General features: G+C 64.7%; 24 protein-coding genes. 14 read left to right on the forward strand and 10 right to left on the reverse strand.

Features of this window, described 5'->3' with window-relative positions; all coding sequences use genetic code 11:
- Positions 1 to 20: 20 nt before the first annotated feature.
- From P6U29_RS17985 to blaOXA, 6 genes are all read left to right on the forward strand, one after another.
- Complete coding sequence (locus tag P6U29_RS17985; RefSeq protein ID WP_407118780.1) at positions 21 to 1,235, forward strand: RluA family pseudouridine synthase; 1,215 nt, start codon at positions 21 to 23, stop codon at positions 1,233 to 1,235.
- 40 nt (positions 1,236 to 1,275) lie between these two features.
- Positions 1,276 to 1,572, forward strand: coding sequence for a hypothetical protein (locus tag P6U29_RS17990; protein ID WP_407118781.1), 297 nt, complete (start codon positions 1,276 to 1,278; stop codon positions 1,570 to 1,572).
- 76 nt (positions 1,573 to 1,648) lie between these two features.
- The gene (locus P6U29_RS17995) at positions 1,649 to 2,443 is read left to right on the forward strand and encodes an ATP12 family chaperone protein (RefSeq protein ID WP_407118782.1); all 795 of its coding nucleotides are present in this window, start codon (positions 1,649 to 1,651) and stop codon (positions 2,441 to 2,443) included.
- Positions 2,444 to 2,499: 56 nt separating this feature from the next.
- The gene (locus P6U29_RS18000) at positions 2,500 to 4,119 is read left to right on the forward strand and encodes a flagellar hook-length control protein FliK (protein ID WP_407118783.1); all 1,620 of its coding nucleotides are present in this window, start codon (positions 2,500 to 2,502) and stop codon (positions 4,117 to 4,119) included.
- On the forward strand, positions 4,116 to 4,379 hold the full coding sequence (locus P6U29_RS18005) for an EscU/YscU/HrcU family type III secretion system export apparatus switch protein (protein WP_407118784.1): 264 nt from the start codon (positions 4,116 to 4,118) through the stop codon (positions 4,377 to 4,379). The genes P6U29_RS18000 and P6U29_RS18005 overlap by 4 nt, the downstream gene beginning before the upstream one ends.
- Positions 4,380 to 4,453: 74 nt before the next feature.
- Positions 4,454 to 5,272 carry a class D beta-lactamase gene (gene blaOXA, locus P6U29_RS18010; protein WP_407118785.1) on the forward strand — a complete coding sequence of 273 codons (819 nt, stop codon included), beginning with the start codon at positions 4,454 to 4,456 and terminating at the stop codon, positions 5,270 to 5,272.
- Here blaOXA and P6U29_RS18015 read toward each other — a convergent pair.
- From P6U29_RS18015 to P6U29_RS18025, 3 genes are all read right to left on the reverse strand, one after another.
- On the reverse strand, positions 5,269 to 5,760 hold the full coding sequence (locus P6U29_RS18015; RefSeq protein WP_407118786.1) for a hypothetical protein: 492 nt from the start codon (positions 5,758 to 5,760) through the stop codon (positions 5,269 to 5,271). The genes blaOXA and P6U29_RS18015 overlap by 4 nt on opposite strands.
- 163 nt (positions 5,761 to 5,923) lie before the next feature.
- On the reverse strand, positions 5,924 to 6,520 hold the full coding sequence (locus P6U29_RS18020) for a hypothetical protein (protein ID WP_407118787.1): 597 nt from the start codon (positions 6,518 to 6,520) through the stop codon (positions 5,924 to 5,926).
- A 170-nt stretch (positions 6,521 to 6,690) separates the two neighbouring features.
- On the reverse strand, positions 6,691 to 7,095 hold the full coding sequence (locus P6U29_RS18025; protein ID WP_407118788.1) for a DUF4260 domain-containing protein: 405 nt from the start codon (positions 7,093 to 7,095) through the stop codon (positions 6,691 to 6,693).
- Positions 7,096 to 7,234: 139 nt separating this feature from the next.
- Here P6U29_RS18025 and P6U29_RS18030 point away from each other — a divergent pair, with 139 nt between their 5' ends.
- Together P6U29_RS18030 and P6U29_RS18035 are read left to right on the forward strand one after the other, a co-directional pair.
- Positions 7,235 to 8,767, forward strand: coding sequence for an acyl-CoA carboxylase subunit beta (locus P6U29_RS18030; RefSeq protein ID WP_407118789.1), 1,533 nt, complete (start codon positions 7,235 to 7,237; stop codon positions 8,765 to 8,767).
- 110 nt (positions 8,768 to 8,877) lie between these two features.
- Positions 8,878 to 9,225: a hypothetical protein gene (locus P6U29_RS18035; RefSeq protein ID WP_407118790.1), complete on the forward strand. Its 348-nt coding sequence runs from the start codon at positions 8,878 to 8,880 to the stop codon at positions 9,223 to 9,225.
- 28 nt (positions 9,226 to 9,253) lie between these two features.
- Here the strand turns inward: P6U29_RS18035 and P6U29_RS18040 are convergent, their stop codons facing one another.
- Together P6U29_RS18040 and P6U29_RS18045 are read right to left on the reverse strand one after the other, a co-directional pair.
- Positions 9,254 to 9,406: a hypothetical protein gene (locus P6U29_RS18040; RefSeq protein WP_407118791.1), complete on the reverse strand. Its 153-nt coding sequence runs from the start codon at positions 9,404 to 9,406 to the stop codon at positions 9,254 to 9,256.
- A 91-nt stretch (positions 9,407 to 9,497) separates the two neighbouring features.
- Positions 9,498 to 10,151, reverse strand: coding sequence for a glutathione S-transferase family protein (locus P6U29_RS18045; protein ID WP_407118792.1), 654 nt, complete (start codon positions 10,149 to 10,151; stop codon positions 9,498 to 9,500).
- Between the two features lie 128 nt (positions 10,152 to 10,279).
- On the opposite strand from P6U29_RS18045, the gene P6U29_RS18050 reads away from it, so the two are divergent.
- Both P6U29_RS18050 and P6U29_RS18055 read left to right on the forward strand, forming a co-directional pair.
- A complete protein-coding gene (locus P6U29_RS18050) occupies positions 10,280 to 10,594 on the forward strand; it encodes a hypothetical protein (RefSeq protein WP_407118793.1) in 315 nt (104 codons plus the stop codon).
- Positions 10,595 to 10,710: 116 nt separating this feature from the next.
- Complete coding sequence (locus P6U29_RS18055; RefSeq protein WP_407118794.1) at positions 10,711 to 10,986, forward strand: twin-arginine translocation signal domain-containing protein; 276 nt, start codon at positions 10,711 to 10,713, stop codon at positions 10,984 to 10,986.
- 161 nt (positions 10,987 to 11,147) lie between these two features.
- On the opposite strand, the gene P6U29_RS18060 is transcribed toward P6U29_RS18055, so the two are convergent.
- The 3 genes from P6U29_RS18060 to P6U29_RS18070 all read right to left on the reverse strand — a co-directional run bounded on the left by P6U29_RS18060 (position 11,148) and on the right by P6U29_RS18070 (position 13,502).
- Positions 11,148 to 11,393 (reverse strand): GCG_CRPN prefix-to-repeats domain-containing protein, encoded by a 246-nt coding sequence (locus P6U29_RS18060; RefSeq protein ID WP_407118795.1) that lies wholly within the window; start codon positions 11,391 to 11,393, stop codon positions 11,148 to 11,150.
- Between the two features lie 185 nt (positions 11,394 to 11,578).
- Complete coding sequence (locus P6U29_RS18065; RefSeq protein ID WP_407118796.1) at positions 11,579 to 12,586, reverse strand: alpha/beta fold hydrolase; 1,008 nt, start codon at positions 12,584 to 12,586, stop codon at positions 11,579 to 11,581.
- Between the two features lie 217 nt (positions 12,587 to 12,803).
- Positions 12,804 to 13,502 carry a metalloregulator ArsR/SmtB family transcription factor gene (locus P6U29_RS18070; RefSeq protein ID WP_407118797.1) on the reverse strand — a complete coding sequence of 233 codons (699 nt, stop codon included), beginning with the start codon at positions 13,500 to 13,502 and terminating at the stop codon, positions 12,804 to 12,806.
- A 148-nt stretch (positions 13,503 to 13,650) separates the two neighbouring features.
- Between P6U29_RS18070 and P6U29_RS18075 the strand changes: the two genes are divergently transcribed.
- From P6U29_RS18075 to P6U29_RS18085, 3 genes are read left to right on the forward strand one after another with little or no spacing between them, the layout of a single operon-like run.
- Positions 13,651 to 13,959, forward strand: coding sequence for an NIPSNAP family protein (locus tag P6U29_RS18075; protein WP_407118798.1), 309 nt, complete (start codon positions 13,651 to 13,653; stop codon positions 13,957 to 13,959).
- Between the two features lie 23 nt (positions 13,960 to 13,982).
- On the forward strand, positions 13,983 to 14,333 hold the full coding sequence (locus P6U29_RS18080; RefSeq protein ID WP_407118799.1) for an antibiotic biosynthesis monooxygenase family protein: 351 nt from the start codon (positions 13,983 to 13,985) through the stop codon (positions 14,331 to 14,333).
- Between the two features lie 51 nt (positions 14,334 to 14,384).
- Positions 14,385 to 15,197 carry an oxaloacetate decarboxylase gene (locus tag P6U29_RS18085; RefSeq protein ID WP_407118800.1) on the forward strand — a complete coding sequence of 271 codons (813 nt, stop codon included), beginning with the start codon at positions 14,385 to 14,387 and terminating at the stop codon, positions 15,195 to 15,197.
- Between the two features lie 189 nt (positions 15,198 to 15,386).
- On the opposite strand, the gene P6U29_RS18090 is transcribed toward P6U29_RS18085, so the two are convergent.
- Positions 15,387 to 15,776 carry a hypothetical protein gene (locus tag P6U29_RS18090; protein WP_407118801.1) on the reverse strand — a complete coding sequence of 130 codons (390 nt, stop codon included), beginning with the start codon at positions 15,774 to 15,776 and terminating at the stop codon, positions 15,387 to 15,389.
- Positions 15,777 to 15,908: 132 nt separating this feature from the next.
- Between P6U29_RS18090 and P6U29_RS18095 the strand changes: the two genes are divergently transcribed.
- A complete protein-coding gene (locus P6U29_RS18095; RefSeq protein WP_407118802.1) occupies positions 15,909 to 16,583 on the forward strand; it encodes a trimeric intracellular cation channel family protein in 675 nt (224 codons plus the stop codon).
- Positions 16,584 to 16,617: 34 nt separating this feature from the next.
- Here P6U29_RS18095 and P6U29_RS18100 read toward each other — a convergent pair whose 3' ends face one another.
- A complete protein-coding gene (locus P6U29_RS18100; protein ID WP_407118803.1) occupies positions 16,618 to 17,841 on the reverse strand; it encodes a c-type cytochrome in 1,224 nt (407 codons plus the stop codon).
- Positions 17,842 to 18,027: the final 186 nt, after the last annotated feature.

An 18,027-nucleotide genomic window follows, 5' to 3' on the forward strand; every position in this document is an offset into this window, starting at 1 on the left:
TTTAGGCTAGGCAGGCGATCATGAGCCGTCGCATCAAGAGAATGAATCCAAGGCCCCGTTCGCGTGACGAGCGCGAGGACGCGCGTCCGCATCAGGCGCGCAGCGCGAAGAAGGCGGGGGCGCGGCCGGGCGGGAAGCCCGGCAGCAAGCCGCCGCGCTTTGCAGGCGAACGTGCCGAGCGCCGTCCGGGCAAAGCTGTGCTGGAAAAGGCTGCGCCGGCAAAACCGGTCGAAGCATTGCTGCCGACCAAGGTGCAGACCGTCACCGTGACGGCGGACGAGAACAACATGCGCGTCGATCGTTTTCTCGAAGCGCGCTTTCCCGGCCTGTCGTTCTCCCACATCCAGCGCGTCGTCCGCAAAGGCGAGCTGCGTGTCGACGGCAAGCGCGTCGACAGCAAGGACCGGCTGGAAGAGGGACAGAGCGTCCGTATTCCGCCGCTGAAGCTCGATGCGCCGAAGGTGGTCGGCGAGCTTTCGGAAGCTGCGCAGAAGACGCTCAAGACGCTGAAGGAGATGACGATCTGGGAGGATGACGACGTCCTCGTCCTGAACAAGCCCGCCGGCCTTGCCGTGCAGGGCGGCTCGGGCATGACGCGCCACATCGACCAGATGCTGGAGGTGATGCGCGACGCCAAGGGCCAGAAGCCGCGCCTCGTGCACCGCATCGACCGGGAGACGTCCGGCTGCCTCCTGATCGCCAAGACGCGCTTCGCCGCCTCGCATCTGACCGGCGCGTTCCGCTCGCGTTCGGCGCGCAAAGTCTATTGGGCGCTGGTGCCGGGTCTGCCGAAGCCCAAGCAGGGCCGCATCTCGACCTTCCTGGCGAAAGAGGAGGGCGAGGACGACACCATCATGCGCATCGCCCAGCATGGCGATGAGGGCGCGAGCCACGCGGTGACCTATTATGCGGTGGTCGAGACCGCCGGCAACAAGCTGACCTGGGTCTCGCTGAAGCCGGTGACGGGCCGCACCCACCAGCTGCGCGCCCACATGGCTCATATCGGCCATCCCATCGTTGGCGATCCCAAATATTTCAATATCGAGAACTGGCAGCTGCCGGGCGGCTTGCAAAACCGGCTGCATCTCTTGGCACGTCGCATCGTCATTCCGCATCCGCGCGGCGGCGTGATCGACGCCACCGCGCCGTTGCCGCCACACATGCAGCAGTCGTGGAACCTGCTCGGGCTGGACGCAACCAGATTTGATCCGATCGAAAACGCGCCTGAAGAATAGTTAAGTTGAATGGGGGCGGTCTCAGCACAACATATCGCCCATGAAACGGCTCTCGATCTGCCTCATGGGTTTGACCGCGCTGCTCATGGGGCAGGGGGCTCAGGCACAATATGTGCTGCCGGACCCCTCGCAAGTCGTTCCGCCGCCTTCGCCGCCACCGCCGCCGAAAATCGAGGTGCCGAAAGTTCCGCAATTCGATGCGCCGCCGCGCTACAACTATCGGCCGCTTCCGCGTAATTCGTTCAGCGATCGCGTATCGAAGTGCCTCGACGACGCTGCAGCCGCAGGACTGGGCCCGGCCGATCGCGGCACTTATGCGCGCAGTTGCGCGAATTAGCAGCATCCATCGTCGTCCTGGCGAAGCCATGACGGCACTGGTAACTTGGTTGACGACACGGGATCGAAACACCGACATGCGCGAATTGTTCGATGAAGCTGCGGGGCAAACCCCGCCCGATCCGCGGGAATCGGCGCGCGTATCCGCGCGCGCGCCGCTGCGCAAACGCTTCTACAAGGAAGCCAGCGTCACTGAAGCCGAGGGCGGCTTCGCCATCACCCTCGACGGCAAGCCGATCCGTACGCCCTCCGGCCGCCAGGTGGTGATCCCTGCGCGCGCGCTCGCCGATGCGGTGGCTGCCGAATGGGCAGCGCAAGGCGAGACGATTGATCCCGTGGCCATGCCGCTGACGCGGATCGCAAACAGTGTGGTGGAGGGAGTGGTCGACCGCGTCGAGCTCGTCAGCGCCGACCTCGCAAAATATTTCGAGTCTGACCTGCTGTTCTATCGTGCCGGCCATCCCGAGGGACTGGTCGCCCGCGAGGCCGCGCATTGGGACCCCGTGCTGTTCTGGGCCGCGGAGACGCTGGGCGCGCATTTCATCCTGTCCGAGGGCATCATGCATGTGAAGCAGCCGGAGGAGGCTGTCCGGGCCGCGCGCGCCGCGCTGCCGCGGGATGCCTGGTCGGTCGCCGCGCTCCATGTGGTGACGACCCTGACCGGCTCGGCGCTGCTGGCGCTGGCGCTCGCCCATGGCGCGCGGGACGCCAGCCAGGTCTGGGCCGCCGCCCATGTCGATGAGGACTGGAACGCCGAGCAATGGGGCGTGGACGAGGAAGCAGCTGACCGTCGGGCCATCCGCCTCAGGGATTTCGAGGCGGCCGTGGCGGTGCTGGCGGCCGTAAGACCGCCCGCAACCACAGGTCCTTAACGAGAGGTTTACGACGGAGGCGCTAGGGTGGCCCGTGCTCCTTTGTGCTCCCTGAGATGCCGACGCCGGTCACTTCCATCGTTCCCGTCCGTGCCGCCAGCCCCGTGGCTGATGCGACGACGCCCGACCTCGTGCTTCAGGCCGGAAGCGTCGTCGACGCCAGGGTGGTCAGCATGCTCGCCGACAATCTGGTGCGGATCGCGATCGCCAATCTCTCCCTCGATGTGATGTCGGAAGTGACGCTGTCCCCCGGGCAGAGTCTCCAGCTGGCGGTGTCGGAGAATGAAGGCACCATTCGTCTCACCGTATTGGGCGGGGCAGGCGAAGCGGCCACCGATCAGATCACGTTGACGCCACGTGCGGCCTCGCTGGTCGAAAGCCCGCCGCTTGCGCCGTCGGTCAATGCAGCACGCGCTGCTCTGACGCCGACCGAACAGGTTGCCGTTACATTGGCCTCAGCCGACGCCGCGACCAGGCAGGGCAGCCAGGCGCCGCTGTTCGCCAACCTGGCGTCCGTCGTCACCGGCAGCAATCTGCCCGCGGGCTTGAAGCAGGCGGTGCTGGACGTATTGGCGCAGCAGACGCCGCTTAGTCCTGGGCTCGACGGCGCCGGCATCGAGTCCGCGTTCCAGAAATCCGGCTTGTTCCTCGAGGCCTCGCTAGTCGCGGGTGCGACGCCCGCCTCCGGGACCTTGCCGGATTTGAAAGCGGCGCTGCTGGTGTTGCGCCAGACGCTGGCTACGATTGAAACCGCCGTACCGCAGACTCAAGGTGCCGCGCGTCCGCCTGTTGCCACGGGGACGCCGCAGGTCGCCGCCGCGCCGGCTCAGATGCCAGGTGAGGTCGCGCCGGTCGCATTGCCGTCAACCGATAGCGAAATCGCCCAACCACCGCAAACGCCACGCAGCGCCAATCTCGCGGCTGCCGCGCTCGCCGACATCGCAGGCCGCGCGTCGCAGGCCACGATGCCCAACGGTATGTCGGCAGGCCTTGCCGCGAGCCTCCTGCAGGAGGTCGCGCAAAACCTGCCGCGCCTGACCGGCAATGTGCCAGGATCGAACAAAGCCGTGCCCGACGGTCACATCTTCGAGGCCGCCGCGCGCGCGACGCCGCCGCCGTTCCGTGGCGCGCTGCCATCGCCGCAATCCATCGCCTCACCATCGCTCGCGCCCGATACTCCGTTGGCTGCGACCGTGCATCGCCTGCTCGACGATACCGATGCCGCAATCGCGCGGCAGATCCTGCTCCAGGTCGCTTCACTCCCCGATCGCACCGACGCCAGCGGTCATCGCGTTGATCCCATGGTGCCGCAGTGGAATTTCGAGATTCCCTTTGCAACGCCGCAAGGCACTGCGATGGCGCAATTCGAGATCTCGCGTGACGGTGGCAACGAATCCGCCGATCCCGCCAAGCAAGCCTGGCGCGCGCGCTTCTCGCTCAATATCGAGCCGGCCGGTCCCGTGCATGCGCTGATCACGCTGAACGGCGACAAGACCTTCGTGCGGATGTGGGCGGAGCGGCCGGCGACGGCGCAGCAGCTCCGTGCCGGCGTCGGTGAGCTCAGCCAGGCATTGACGAGGGCCGAGCTCAACCCCGGTGATATCGTGGTCCGCGACGGCTCGCCGCCGCAACCGGCACCGGCCCGCGCCGGCCACTTCCTGGATCGCGCGACATGAGCGATTCATCCAAGCTCGCGATCGCGCTGCATTACGAGAAGGGCTCTGGCGCGCCTGTCGTCGTCGCCAAGGGCAGGGGCACGATCGGCGAAAAGATCGTCGAAATTGCCAAGGCCCATGACATCCCGATCGAGGAGAACGAGGTCCTGGCCGGCGCACTGTCCAAAGTCGAGCTCGGTGAGGAGATCCCACCGGATCTCTACAAAGCCGTCGCCGAGGTGCTGGTGTTCGTGCTGCGGCTGTCGGGCCGGGGGCGGTAAAAATAACCTGTCATCGTTTCACCACGTAGCCGCTGCATGGTCGCGCTTGTTTTCACTGCTCACGGATATCGCTCTTGCTGACCCGTCGTTCCACCCTCGCTCTTCTCGCCGCAGCCGCGGTCCTGCCATCCCGCGCGCGCGCCCACGTTGCGCCGCCGCGCAACGAAATCCGCGAGAGTCTTGCAAAACGCTTCACCGACCTCGGCACGTCAGGCACCTTCGTCGGCTACAAGGTCGAGGACTATCTGATCGTCGCCAGCGACAAGGAGCGCTCGGGTGAGGGGAAGCTGCCGGCTTCGACCTTCAAGATTCCGAACTCGTTGATCGCGCTGGAGACCGGCGTCGTCGCCGATCCCGACAAGGACATATTTCCCTGGGACGGCGTCAAGCGTCCCATCGAGGCCTGGAACAAGGACCACACGCTACGCAGTGCGATCGCAGTCAGCGCGGTGCCGGTCTATCAGGAGATCGCGCGCCGCATCGGCCAGGAGCGCATGCAAAAATATGTCGACGAGTTCGACTACGGCAATCGCGACATCGGCGGCGGCATCGACCAGTTCTGGCTCACGGGCGCTCTGCGCATCGATCCGGTCGAGCAAATCGATTTCATCGATCGGCTGCGCCGCCGTGCGCTGCCGATCAGCAAGCGCAGCCAGGATCTCGTCGCCGACATCCTGCCAGTCACCAAGGTCGGCGACAGCGTCATCCGCGCCAAGTCCGGATTGCTGGGTGCCGAGCGCGGGGAGCCGTCGCTCGGCTGGATGGTCGGCTGGGCCGAGAAGGGCGAGGCGCACACCGTATTCGCGCTCAACATGGATTGCCGCGAGCCGCGGCTTATCGCCGAGCGAATGCCGCTGACGCAGGCGTGTCTCGCCGAGATCGGCGCGATCTAGCGCCGATTGAGCGCCAACGAAACGCCCGTGACATTGGTACCCTGCGGACGGATCGAGATGCTCTGGCGGCTTCCCCGCGTCGTCAGCGACAGGTTGGCCGAAAAGTTGTCGCCGCGCGCGGCTGCGTCGATATGGTCTCCGACCGCGCGCCCCGAGATCGTGCCGGATGCGTTGCGCGTGGCTTCGCTCCATGAGCCGGAAATGGCGCCGCCGCGATATTCGACATCGCCCGCGAGATCGAAATTGTAGCTTGCGCTGGCGCATCTCAGATTGAGCCGAAGCTCGGTGCCGCTTGCGGTGACGTTATAGGCTGCGCGGCAGCGCAGCCGCTCTTGCCCGCCATCGGTCGTGCTCAGCGTCCCGCCGCCCGACCATGTGCCGGCCATGGCGACGAACGGAGATGCCGCAGCCTGGGCTGCATCAGCACCACAAGGAAAGCAGAGCGCCGTCATGAGTAGGCCTGCCCGCGCGATACCATATCCAATCATTTGCGGACCTCCATCGCAGGGGATTTGACCGTTCCAACGCGCGAACCGGACAACGGTTCTTAGGGGGCCGCCGGTTTCGCCGAGCCCGCCGGGTTGGCCTCGCGACAAGGAAAAGGAGGAGATGATGCCTGCGCGGACTCCCTGGATGAGGTCTTTTGCAGCCTCAGGCCGAGTCGGCCGTCTTCTTCGCCGTCAGCGCCTGGTCGATCGCAAAGCCGCCGATCTCGCTCATCGCCTGCGAGATGACATCGCCTCTGCCGGCAAAGCCGTTCGAGAGGTAGTCGAACTGCGTGCGCGCCTGCCGCAGCACTTCGATCGGCACGGAGACGACGGTGTCGTTGAAGCTGTCGACGGAGGCGCGCAGCGCCTCCAGCTCGGTGGTGAGCTTGCGGATATGGCTTTCCGCATCCTGCATCAGGCAGAGCAGCTTGCCGCGCTCGTCATCGAATGCGGTGCGCTCGGCGGCGGCCGCGCTGGTCACCTCCGTGAGCTGCGTCCGCAGCGTCTCGATCTGCCCGATCATGGCATTGGAGGCGCGCTCGGCGGCCTCATGCAGCTCCGCATGGCGCCTGCTCTCTTGCTGCGCCTCGTGAAACAGCCGCTCCGCCGACATTGCCCGCTGTGACAGCGATTGGATCAGGCTTGCCGCGCGCAACAGCATCTCGCCATTGCGCCCTGACACCATGCTGGCCATCCGCCGCAGGAAGTCGATGGTCTCGGACGCGCTGTTCGGCGGCAGGGGGACGACCGTCGCGGACATGTGTGATGCCAAAAGGGGGCCAGTCGGGCGCGATGACCGCCGCCGTACCGACTGAGCTCACGCTACATTCGGCGCCTGTCCGCGAGCTGTAGCAAGCCTGAATCGGCTGACCCGGTCAACGGAAAGCCGTGACAAAATTGCCGTCCTGTCCGCCGCCAAGGGCCGAGAGGTCAGGTCCTGTCCTGCCGTCCGATCCGCCCGAGATGGGTGAAGTCGAACCCGGCCGAATATTTCAGGCCATAGCCCAGCGCCCGGTCGATGCCGATATGGGCGAGCCAGATCAAGGCGATGGACAAGGTGAGGGGCGAGGCAAAGCCGAAGCCCAGCGTCATCAGCGTCACCGGCGCCATGTAGCTGTGGGCGGCGTTGTAGACCATCGCGCCGAACTTGGCGTCGGACAGGTATGCCAAGAAGCTCAGATCGGGCACGAAGAACAGCAAGGCAAACACCAGCCAGGACCCGTCCCAGGCGGCGTAGAGCATCACCATCCCTGCGAACAGGGTCAGGCCCTCCAGCCGCAGCAGGATGTTGACGCCGCCCGTCGCAGCGCCCGTCACGGCCGTTCCTTCCGTCATGCTCGCCTCCCGGGCAAAACTTTGTAATTCCTTGCGCTTTCCCGCTGCGGCAGGGCAGCCCTGCGACGCCGAAAGCGGCTTCCCGGCCCGCAAAATGCCGTGTTAGAACCCCGCATCATTTAAGAACTGGCGGGAGCAAATGAAACACATCCTGGACGCCCTTGAAGATCGTCGTGCCGGCGCGAAGCTCGGCGGCGGGGAGAAGCGCATCGAGGCGCAGCACGCCCGCGGCAAGCTGACCGCGCGCGAGCGCATCGAGCTCTTGCTCGACAAGGGATCGTTCGAGGAGTTCGACATGTTCGTCGAGCACCGCTCCACCGAGTTCGGCATGGAGAAGACCAAGGTGCCGGGCGATGGCGTCGTCACCGGCTGGGGCACCGTCAACTGCCGCAAGACCTTTGTCTTCGCCAAAGACTTTACCGTGTTCGGCGGCTCGCTGTCCGAGACCCACGCGCTGAAGATCACGAAGCTCCAGGACATGGCGATGAAGGCGAGGGCGCCCATCATCGGCCTCTATGATGCCGGCGGCGCCCGCATCCAGGAAGGCGTTGCTGCGCTCGCCGGTTATTCCTACGTGTTCCGCCGCAACGTGCTGGCCTCAGGCGTGATCCCGCAGATCTCCGTCATCATGGGCCCCTGCGCTGGCGGCGACGTCTATTCGCCCGCGATGACCGACTTCATCTTCATGGTGAAGAACACGAGCTACATGTTCGTCACCGGCCCCGATGTCGTGAAGACCGTGACCAACGAGGTCGTCACCGCCGAGGAGCTCGGCGGCGCTTCGGTGCACGCCACGCGCTCCTCGATCGCGGACGGCGCCTTCGAGAACGATGTCGAGACGCTCCTGCAGATGCGGCGCCTGATCGACTTCCTGCCGTCCAACAACACCGATGGCGTGCCGGAATGGCCAAGCTTCGACTCCATCGAGCGGGTCGACATGTCGCTCGACACGCTGATCCCCGACAATCCGAACAAGCCCTACGACATGAAGGAGCTGATCCTGAAGGTCGTGGACGAGGGCGACTTCTTCGAGATCGCGGAAGCCTTCGCCAAGAACATCGTCACCGGCTTCGGCCGTATCGCCGGCCGCACCGTCGGCTTCGTCGCCAACCAGCCGATGGTGCTGGCTGGCGTGCTCGACAGCGACGCCTCGCGCAAGGCCGCGCGCTTCGTCCGCTTCTGCGACGCCTTCAACATCCCGATCGTCACTTTCGTTGACGTGCCGGGCTTCCTGCCGGGCACCGCGCAGGAATATGGCGGCCTGATCAAGCATGGCGCCAAACTCCTGTTCGCCTATTCGCAGTGCACCGTGCCGCTGGTCACCATCATCACCCGCAAGGCCTATGGCGGCGCCTTCGACGTCATGGCCTCCAAGGAGATCGGCGCCGACATGAACTACGCCTGGCCGACCGCCCAGATCGCGGTGATGGGCGCCAAGGGCGCGGTCGAGATCATCTTTCGCTCCGACATCGGCGACCCCGACAAGATCGCAGCGCGCACCAAGGAATACGAAGACCGCTTCCTGTCGCCGTTCATCGCAGCCGAGCGCGGCTATATCGACGACGTCATCATGCCGCACTCGACCCGCAAGCGCATCGCCCGCGCGCTGGCGATGCTGAAGGACAAGAAGACAGAAATGCCGGCGAAGAAGCACGACAATTTGCCGTTGTGAGGCCTCGTGGCCCGGATGAGCGCAGCGACATCCGGGTCTTTGTTCAGTTCCCGCATGTCGCTTCGCTCATGCGGGCTACAGGTTCCTTCTGATTTGGTATCCTCGATCCAATGACCGAAGACGATCCGACCGACGAAATCTCTGATATCGAAGATCGGATCGAGGCGCTTGCCGAGATCGCCGAGCGGTGCCGTAAGTACATTCTGGCGTCCAAGATCGCCATCGGTGGCGGGGCGGTGCTGCTGTTGGTTACGATCCTCGGCCTGTTCGGATTTGGTCAGACCGCAGCGCTTGGCTCGATTGCCGTAGTGCTCGGTGGGATCGTCTCCCTCGGCTCGAACATCAGCACGCTGCGGCAAACGGATGAAGCCATCAGTGCTGCCGAGGCGCGACGTTCGGCGTTGATCGGGCGCATCGATCTTCGGGTCGTCACCGATGCGCCGATGAAGCTGGTGTGACGCGCCGCTCGGGCGGCAACAGCACGCCTCACGCGGCCCGCTTGAGCGTCAGCTCCGACAATTCCGTGCGGCATTCGGCTGCGAACGCCTGAAGTCGCTCGGCCGTTTGTCTGTCGAGGATGGCTTTTGCTAGCCGCTCGGCGCGGGCGATCTGTTGCTTGAGATAGTCGATGCGGGCCATGGGGCACCTTGTGGTGGACATAAACTCGGGCGAACTGCTTCATTTCGGCGGTGACTCTACGCCGAGAGCTCGAGCGATTGTGTGAGGCGCATCACGTTCCGCGCGCCTTATCCGCCGCGGCGAAATGGGCCATCTGATCCGCGTGAGCCTTGGCGAAGGCGGGGCGGGCGGTGGCGCGTGCGAGGTAGGCGCGGCAGGCCGGATGATTCGCGAGCCCATCAAAACGATTGACCGGGCGCAGCACGTCCGCCATCAGAATGTCGGCGATGGAGAAGGAGCCCGCCAGCCATTCGCGCTCTGCAAGCACCGCCTCCATATGTTTCAGGCGGAGCTTGAGGAACTCGTCCACGAATTTCCATGCCGGCGTGTCGTCCGCATGGCCCATGAACTTCGACATTGCCCAGGGCAGGCTGGCCATCTCCACCGAATTGAGCGCCGCAAACACCCATTTGATCGTCTCACTGCGACCGCGCGGATCGACCGGCATCAAGGCTTCGCTCAGTTCGCCCAGATGCAGCAGGATCGCGCCGGTCTCGAAAATCGAGAGGTCGCCGTCGGTCAGCCACGGCACCTGACCGAAAGGCTGGTGCGCAAGATGCGCAGGCCCGCGATCGCCGAAAGGCACGCTGGCGACGCGATAGGGCAGGGCGACTTCTTCCAGCGCCCAGCGCACGCGCAGGTCGCGCACGAAGCCCCTGGGCATTTCGGGAACCCAGTCAAAAGTGGTCAGCGTGAGGTCGGCCATTTTGCATCTCCACGTCGCTGTTCGAAGCAAGGACGTGCGAAGAAGGCGCATTCCGACATAAGGACGAACTTTTTTGTCGCCGGCGACTGAAGCGGCTAGTCTCGCTGCAAACAATGGGAGGAAACCCAATGCCGTCAGCGTTCTTCGTCGTCCGCGCCACCGTCACCGCCGCCAGCAAGCGCGCCGCCTTCGACCGATGGTACGAGACGGAACATCTGCCCGATGCGGTGAAGGCGTTCGGCGTCAGCAAAGCCTGGCGGTTCTGGAGCCTGGATGATCCCTCGCTGCACCAGGCGATGTATCAATTCGATGACGAGGCGAAGCTGAATGCGATGCTGAAAGGTGACGCCCTACATAAGCTCGTCGCCGACTTCAACCGCGACTGGCCCGACGTGAAGCGCACGCGCGAGACGCTGGTGCTGGCGCAGGAGTTTGCAGAATAAGCCGGATACATAGTCCGCTGCGCCTGAATCTGAACGCACGATTCAGCTTCGGTTCATGTCGTCACCGCGACACTTCCTCTGCATCACTGGCACGATGATCCAAGAGGAAGAAAGTCATGGAGCGCCGGAACTTTTTGAAACTCGCATTGGGGGTGACGGCGAGCGCCGCCGCCTTCGCCGCGACCGCGCAGGCCGCGCCGTTGTCACCGCAACCGCTCGCTGATCCCACCCGCACGCCGCAAGGCAATTCCGACGCTCATCCTGCCGTCACGACCAGCGAGGAGGCCACGCAGCTGAAGCCCGAGCAGGTGCACTGGCGTGGGCGCGGCCGTCACTGGGGCTGGCGCCGCCGTCATTGGCGCCGGCGCTGGCGCCGCCGCCATTACTGGTAAGTTCGCTATACGCGGCGAAAATGGACGGGGATCGCAGCTGGCGATCCCCGTTTCCATTCCGAGGCTCCAGTTCCACGGAGGATGGAATCGTCGGCAGCACCCCCAAAAAGATGGCCGCGCAAGCTTTCGCCGCGCGGCCTCTGCAAGGCAAATGGACGAGATCAGATCGGACGGCAGCGGCCGGCGTACCAGCGGAAGCCGTAGGGGCACGCGCGCGCGCGAGGCGCGACGACGACCGGGGCGACCACCACGGCGGCGGGGCGAACGACGACAGCGCCGCGCATCGGACGGCAGCCGCCATAGGGGCCGCGATACCAGCCCGGGCCGCAACCACCGGCAGCGCTGGCCGCCTCGCTGAAACCGACGACCGCACTGGCGAGCATGACGGCGGCAAACAGGTATTTCATTGGATCTTCCTTCTTGTCCTTGGGGCAGGCTTAGGGGCGCTTGCAGCGCACAATGAATCAAGAGACACGATTCGACACGTTAAATCTGGGACGTGCCGACACGTTGCGATCCAAACCTGCCAATCATGACCTGAATGCGGCATGAACGTTCCCCGCGTCCTGCCTCAGACGACACGCACGTGTCGCTAGCGGCCGAGAAAGTCCAGCACCAGCTCCTTGTACTTCTCCGGCGCCTCCAGGAAGACGAGATGGCCGGTGTCGGGAATGACTTCGGCCCGCGCATTCGGCATCTTCGCCGCCAGCGCCTTCGCCAGTTCGGCGTTCTGTCCCATCTTGGCCCGCAGCGCCTCCGGCGCGAGTGGCCGGCCCGGCGCGTTGTGATCGTCGGCCCCCATGATGAACAGCGTGGGCAGCGCGACCAGCGGGATCTCGTGCGCCACCGGCTCTCGATAAATCATCTGGCCGGAAGAGACGAAGGCGCGCAGCCAGCGCGGATAGTCGGGGCTGCCTTTGATGTTGAAGCGGGCATCGATGAACGGCGTGATCGCCTCAGGCGGCAGCTTGATCGCGTAATTGGTCTGGAGCTGCTTGCGATAGCCTTCGGCGGTCAGCTTGTCCTCGGTCTCGATCATCTTCTCGGTCGGCGTCGGCGGCACGTAGAGGCGGTAGTCTTCGAGCCCGATCGGCGCGGTCAGCACCAGATGGGCGACACGGTCGGGATAGGCGCGGGCGATGCGCACGCCGAGCATGCCGCCGAGTGAATGGGCGACGATCTCGGCCTTGTCGATCTTGAGATGGTCGAGCAGCGCAATGGTGTTGCGAGCCAGATTGTCGAAATGCAGTTCGCCCTGCGGCTTGGAGGACTTGCCGAAGCCGACCTGGTCCGGCACCACGACGCGATAACCCGCCTCGCTCAGCATCTTGATGACAGGCGCCCAATAGCTCGACGGAAAATTGCGCCCGTGCAGCAGCACCACGGTGCGGCCGTTCGGCTGCGCAGGTGGCACGTCCATATGGGCCATGCTGAGCTGCTCGCCGTCGTTGATAACAGGCAAGAGGTGCGCGGGATAGGGATAGGCAAAGCCTTCTAGCGCGATGCCATAGGGTTCGCGAGGCGCGGTATCGGCTGCGTGTGTTGCGGGTGGGATTGTAACGAGGGCGGCAGCGAGCGCAGCTGGGAGGAGGCGGTTCATTCGGAATCCCGTGTTTGGTAATGTCGTTCCGGGGCGATGCGAAGCAGCGAACTCAGGTGCGCAATTGCGCACCTGAGAACCTCGAGATTCCGGGTCTGGTCCTTCGGACCATCCCGGAATGACGGTGGCCATAAATACGTGGATGGCCGGGTCAAGCCCGGCCATAACGAGATCATCCAATCACACGCAAACGTGCGATCACAGGTGGAGTGCGTGATCAGTCTTTTCCGTTCCCGAACAGCGCGGCGAACTGCTTCTCGCCGGTGCGCGTGAAATTCACCACGCGGCTGCCGGGCGTGGCATCGCGCGAAGCCCATTTCAGCTCGGCGAAGCGCTGCATCAAGGCCGCGCCCAGCGTGCCGGCGAGATGGTGACGCCGCTCGCTCCAGTCGAGGCAGGCCTTGCACACCGGGCGGCGTGGGTGGCTGAGCATGTCGGGCGAGATCTGCAGATGTTTGGCGAGGAAGCGCTCGCCCTCAGCCGTGAGCTCGATGTCCTGTTTCCTCTGCCTGACCAGCTGCCGCTGGCGCAGGGAGTCCAGCATCTGCACGCCGAGATCGCCGGCGAGATGGTCGTAGCAGATCCGCGCGCGCCGCAGTGCAGGGTCCTTCGGTCCGGTGCGCACGCGCATGTGACCGGTCCGCGCGGCGAGGCCGGCAAGCCCCTCGAGCACGCCGGCGACGTCGTCGTCGGTGAGGCGGTAATAGCGGTGCCGGCCCTGCTTCTCCGGCTCGACGAGGCCGCCGGCCTCGAGCTTCGAAAGATGCGAGCTCGCGGTTTGCGGTGTGATGCCGGCCTCCTGCGCCAGCTCGCTCGCAGTGAGCGCGCGGCCGTTCATCAGCGCCGTGAGCATGTTGGCGCGGGCGGGGTCGCCGACGAGGGAGGCGACCATGGCAATGTCGGGACCTGATTTCATGCTTCGATGGTAGCCGAAGCATTGTGGTGGTGCAAGCGCGTAGTCTGTCTGTGCAAACACGTCATTGCGAGCGCAGCGGAGCAAATCCAGACTGCTTCAGCGGCGACGGCGTCGTTTTGCGTTTTGGTCGAGAAATTAAGGAGCCATCATGCCCGTCACCGTCTTCATCCGTTATCAGCTCGATCCCTTCAAGCGCTCGCAGTTCGAGGAATATGCGAAGCGCTGGCTCACCATCATCCCGAAATGCGGCGGTGACCTGATCGGCTATTTCATGCCTCATGAGGGCACCAACAACATCGCCTTCGCACTGATCACCTTCGAGAGCCTCGCCGCGTACGAGGTCTATCGCGCGCGGCTGCGGCAGGACGCGGAGGGCATGGCGAACTTCCATTTCGCCGAGGAGAGCAAATTCATCCTCGCCGAAGAGCGCACCTTCCTGCGCAAGGTGGTATTGTAGCCCAGCAACAACAGGAGACGCCCATGATCGCCGTAATCTTCGAGGTCTGGCCCAAGCCGGAACACCGCCAGGACTATTTCGACCTCGCCGCCGATCTGAAGCCGCTGCTGCAGACCATCGACGGCTTCATCTCGGTGGAACGCTTCGAGAGCCTGACCGAGAAGGGCAAGATCTTGTCGGTGTCGTTCTGGCGGGACGAGGCAGCAGTGGCGGCCTGGCGCAACACGATGGAGCATCGGCGCACCCAGGCGAAAGGCCGCGCACAGATCTTCGCGGATTATCATTTGCGCATCGCCAGCGTGATCCGGGACTATGGCATGACCGACCGCGAGCAGGCCCCGAAGGACAGCCGCGCCGTACACGATGCGCACTAGCGGACTTGAAACCGCACGCCTATGTCTGCGCGGCCAACAAGGGAGAGAAACATGCATGTGACGACCGCTGACAAGCGCGCGACGTTCAGGAAGATGCACGAGAGCGGCTGCTTCATTTTACCCAATCCGGTCGATGTCGGCAGCGCGAAAGCGTTGCAGCATCTCGGTTTCAAGGCGATTGCGTCCTCGAGCGCAGGTTTTGCCTGGACTATCGGCAAGGCAGACAATCACGTCAGCGTCGAGGAGGTCTGTCAGCATCTGGCAGCATTGAGCTCGGCCGTCGACATCCCCGTGAACGCTGATTTCGAGGGCGGCTTTGCGATCGAGCCGGAGAACGTCGCCGACAATGTCGAGCGCTGCGTGCGCACCGGCGTCGCCGGCCTGTCGATCGAGGATTCCACCGGCGACAAGGACAAGCCGCTCTACGACCGCGCGCTGGCGGTCGAGCGCATCAAGGCCTCGCGCAAGGCGATCGGCGACAGCGGCACGCTGCTGGTCGGCCGCTGCGAGGCGTATTTGTGGGGCGTCACCGACCTCAAGCTCGTCATCGATCGGCTGACCGCTTATGCCGATGCCGGCGCCGACTGTCTCTACGCGCCGGGCCTGAAGAGCCGCGAGGACATCGCCGCGGTGGTGAAGGCGGTGCATCCGAAGCCGTTCAACCTGTTGATCGGCGGCTCCGGCCTGTCGCTGCAGGAGGCCGAAGATCTCGGCGTCCGCCGCATCAGCGTCGGCGGCTCGCTCGCCCGCGCTGCCTGGGGCGGCTTCATGCGCGCCGCGAAGGAGATGGCGGAGAAGGGGACATTCACCGAGCTTGCCGGCGGCTATTCCGGCGGCGAGCTCAACAAGATGTTCAGCCAGTAGCAAACAATATAGGCAAACGAAGAGCGGCGGGATGTTATGTCCCGCCGTCCTCTCGCTGTCATGCCCCGCGCAGACGAAGCCTCCAGTACTCCGCGGCTTCTCGATTCAATCGCTGCCGTGTCGGAGTACTGGATCGCCTGGTCGAGCCGGGCGACGACAGTTGTGTGTGACGCGATGGCAGTCGCGTCGCTACTTCGCGCCGTTAGACGGCGTCTGCGTATCCGGGGCCGGCTTGCTCGGTGCTGCACCCGTGGTTACGCCCGGCTCGGTGTTGCTGCGCGGCGTCACGTCACGCATGCCGGGAGGCGCGGCCGGATTGGTCGGCTGCGTCTGCGCGGTCTGCGAAGCCGGCGGGTTGCTGGCCTGGTTGGTCGTGCTGGTATTGTTCAAGCCGTAGAACACGGCGCCCAGCACCAGAGCGACCGCCACCGCAAACAGCGCGATCTTGCCGCTGGAGGCAGGGCCTTCGCCGAGCTCGGGATCGGCCTGCAGGTCGGCATCCCGGCGCACCGCGCGAGAATACTCATCGTCGGCGAGGTTCGGGCGGTACGGATCGTTGGGAAAACGGTCGTCAGCCATCGATTGGTCTCCTCGGGTTATGACCTCGGACAACCCTCAGATGCGAGGTTCTGTTCCGCGCCACCCAATGCTTTCGTCGCATGTTGCTCTTATCTCGGGAATCGGGAACCTGTTCCGTCGGGAGCGCCGCGCGTGAGTTCCATCGCGCGGAGAGAGGAACAGGGGTGGAGCCTGCCACCGACCGATAGCGTGCTGCATTTCCTGTCGCTGGTCGCGGTGGCCGCACAGGGCATGACGGCCGCGCTCGCTGCCGGACGTCGCAGCATGGATTGGCTAGGCGTCTGCTTCCTCGGCTGCATCACCGCGCTCGGTGGCGGCACGTTGCGCGATCTCTTCCTCGGACATTATCCCCTGGCCTGGGTCGCCAACCCCATCTATCTCGCGCTCGCCGGCGGCGCCGCCTTCGTCACCATTCTGATCGCGCGTCTCGTGCACCGGCTGAAGGTCGCCTTCATCGTGCTCGACGCGATCGGCCTCGTGATCTTCACCATGGCGGGCTGCGACGTTGCCTGGCAGATGGATGCGACGCTGCCCATCGTCATCGTCTCCGGCATGGTGACGGGCTGCGCCGGCGGCGTGCTCCGCGACGTGCTCTGCAATGACGTGCCGCTGCTGTTTCGCTCCGAGCTCTACGCCAGCGTCTCGGTGGTGACAGGCCTGTTCTACACCACCGCCTTCGGCCTGCAGCTCAACGCAGAGCTCTGGACCATCCTGACCTGCGTCCTCGGCATCAGCTTCCGCCTGCTCGCGGTGCGTTACAAATGGGAGATGCCGAAATTCGTGTTCACGGGAGACGAGGAGAGGTAGGTCTTCGCCTCTCCCCGCAAGCGGGGAGCGGGGGCTAATCCTCCTTCCTTGCCTTCGCCACCTGCGACGGCGTCACCAGCGGCGCGGCATTGCCCCAGGAATTGCGGATGTAGTTCGTCACCGCGGCGATCTCGCCGTCGGACAATTGCTTGGCATAGCCCGGCATCTCGCCGGTATTCGGCGCACGCGGAGTCGTGACGGTGTGGGCGCCGTCGAGGATGATGCGCAAGGTCGAGGACGGATTAATCGATTGCAGTAGCGCATTGCCCGGCAGCGGCGGATAAATCCGCGGGCTGCCCGTGCCGTCGGCCTCGTGGCAGGCGATACAGAGCTTTGCGTAGACCGCCTGGCCGGCCTTTATCTCGGCTTCGTCCGGCGGCGTCACGATCGTCTCGCGCCGCGCCGGCGGTAGGCTTTTCAGATACAGCGCGATCGCACGAACGTCGGCATCGCTCATCTTCGCCGTGGAATTGACGATCACCTCGGCCATCGGACCGCCGGCATGACTCTTCGCGTTGCGTCCGCTTTGCAGATACTCCGCGATATCAGCTTCGCTCCACGATTTAAGCCCGGTCCGCGCGGCGCCGTCGAGCCTTGGCGCGTACCAGCCGCCGACCTCGTTGCCCGAGAGTGCCTGCGCCTGCTTGTCGGCGCCAAAATAGTTCTTCGGCGTATGGCAGGCGCCGCAATGGCCGAGACCATTGACGAGATAGCCGCCTCTGTTCCACGCCGCGCTCTGGCTCTGGTCCGGCTCGAACAGGCCGGGCTTGAAATACATGGCGTTCCAGATCCGCATCAGGCCGCGGTAGCCGAACGGCCAGCGCAGCTCGGGTGGCTTGTTGCGGCTCGCCACTGGTGCGAGCGTGCCGAGATAGGCGCGGATCGCCAGCGTGTCGTCCTTGGTCATCCGCGTGAAGTAAGGATAGGGGAACGCCGGATAATAGTTCGATCCATCGGGCGCGATGCCGTAGCGCAGGGCGCGGGTGAAGTCGGCATCCGCCCAGGCGCCGATCCCGGTGTCGCGGTCCGGCGTCAGGTTCGGCGCATAGATCGCGCCGAAGGGCGTGTCGATGCGCTTGCCGCCCGCGAAGGGCCTCGCCGGATCGGCGGTGTGGCAGCCCGCGCAGTCGCCGGCCTCGACCAGCGCCTTGCCGTAGGCGATCAGCTCCGGCGACGGCTCGGCGGCACGGGCGGCGCTTCCAACCGCACTGCACAACGCCAAACCCGCAAGAGCCAAGCCAGCCAGAATCGTCCGCATCGAAAGCCTCTCCTGCGACCAATCGACCCCGCCTGCGTGAAACGAGCATCAATTCATTTCGCGACGGCGGGGGTATGGTGACACAAATTGAAAATGCCCAACGTGTTTCAGGCCACGAAATTGCGATTTTTACCCGACGCTCCCTTTGGTCCAGATTTGTGATGCGGATCGTGAAATATCCGACAT

The sequence above is a fragment of the Bradyrhizobium sp. LMG 9283 genome, from assembly GCF_045571415.1.
Taxonomy (GTDB): domain Bacteria; phylum Pseudomonadota; class Alphaproteobacteria; order Rhizobiales; family Xanthobacteraceae; genus Bradyrhizobium.

Excerpts from the sequence above, each read along its gene's own strand:
- P6U29_RS17985 (WP_407118780.1), top strand. The coding sequence starts at position 21 with ATGAGCCGTCGCATCAAGAGAATGAATCCAAGGCCCCGTTCGCGTGAC.
- P6U29_RS17990 (WP_407118781.1), top strand. The coding sequence starts at position 1,276 with ATGAAACGGCTCTCGATCTGCCTCATGGGTTTGACCGCGCTGCTCATG.
- P6U29_RS17995 (WP_407118782.1), top strand. The coding sequence starts at position 1,649 with ATGCGCGAATTGTTCGATGAAGCTGCGGGGCAAACCCCGCCCGATCCG.
- P6U29_RS18000 (WP_407118783.1), top strand. The coding sequence starts at position 2,500 with ATGCCGACGCCGGTCACTTCCATCGTTCCCGTCCGTGCCGCCAGCCCC.
- P6U29_RS18005 (WP_407118784.1), top strand. The coding sequence starts at position 4,116 with ATGAGCGATTCATCCAAGCTCGCGATCGCGCTGCATTACGAGAAGGGC.
- P6U29_RS18015 (WP_407118786.1), bottom strand. The coding sequence starts at position 5,760 with ATGATTGGATATGGTATCGCGCGGGCAGGCCTACTCATGACGGCGCTC.
- P6U29_RS18020 (WP_407118787.1), bottom strand. The coding sequence starts at position 6,520 with ATGTCCGCGACGGTCGTCCCCCTGCCGCCGAACAGCGCGTCCGAGACC.
- P6U29_RS18025 (WP_407118788.1), bottom strand. The coding sequence starts at position 7,095 with ATGACGGAAGGAACGGCCGTGACGGGCGCTGCGACGGGCGGCGTCAAC.
- P6U29_RS18030 (WP_407118789.1), top strand. The coding sequence starts at position 7,235 with ATGAAACACATCCTGGACGCCCTTGAAGATCGTCGTGCCGGCGCGAAG.
- P6U29_RS18035 (WP_407118790.1), top strand. The coding sequence starts at position 8,878 with ATGACCGAAGACGATCCGACCGACGAAATCTCTGATATCGAAGATCGG.
- P6U29_RS18040 (WP_407118791.1), bottom strand. The coding sequence starts at position 9,406 with ATGGCCCGCATCGACTATCTCAAGCAACAGATCGCCCGCGCCGAGCGG.
- P6U29_RS18045 (WP_407118792.1), bottom strand. The coding sequence starts at position 10,151 with ATGGCCGACCTCACGCTGACCACTTTTGACTGGGTTCCCGAAATGCCC.
- P6U29_RS18050 (WP_407118793.1), top strand. The coding sequence starts at position 10,280 with ATGCCGTCAGCGTTCTTCGTCGTCCGCGCCACCGTCACCGCCGCCAGC.
- P6U29_RS18055 (WP_407118794.1), top strand. The coding sequence starts at position 10,711 with ATGGAGCGCCGGAACTTTTTGAAACTCGCATTGGGGGTGACGGCGAGC.
- P6U29_RS18060 (WP_407118795.1), bottom strand. The coding sequence starts at position 11,393 with ATGAAATACCTGTTTGCCGCCGTCATGCTCGCCAGTGCGGTCGTCGGT.
- P6U29_RS18065 (WP_407118796.1), bottom strand. The coding sequence starts at position 12,586 with ATGAACCGCCTCCTCCCAGCTGCGCTCGCTGCCGCCCTCGTTACAATC.
- P6U29_RS18070 (WP_407118797.1), bottom strand. The coding sequence starts at position 13,502 with ATGAAATCAGGTCCCGACATTGCCATGGTCGCCTCCCTCGTCGGCGAC.
- P6U29_RS18075 (WP_407118798.1), top strand. The coding sequence starts at position 13,651 with ATGCCCGTCACCGTCTTCATCCGTTATCAGCTCGATCCCTTCAAGCGC.
- P6U29_RS18080 (WP_407118799.1), top strand. The coding sequence starts at position 13,983 with ATGATCGCCGTAATCTTCGAGGTCTGGCCCAAGCCGGAACACCGCCAG.
- P6U29_RS18085 (WP_407118800.1), top strand. The coding sequence starts at position 14,385 with ATGCATGTGACGACCGCTGACAAGCGCGCGACGTTCAGGAAGATGCAC.
- P6U29_RS18090 (WP_407118801.1), bottom strand. The coding sequence starts at position 15,776 with ATGGCTGACGACCGTTTTCCCAACGATCCGTACCGCCCGAACCTCGCC.
- P6U29_RS18100 (WP_407118803.1), bottom strand. The coding sequence starts at position 17,841 with ATGCGGACGATTCTGGCTGGCTTGGCTCTTGCGGGTTTGGCGTTGTGC.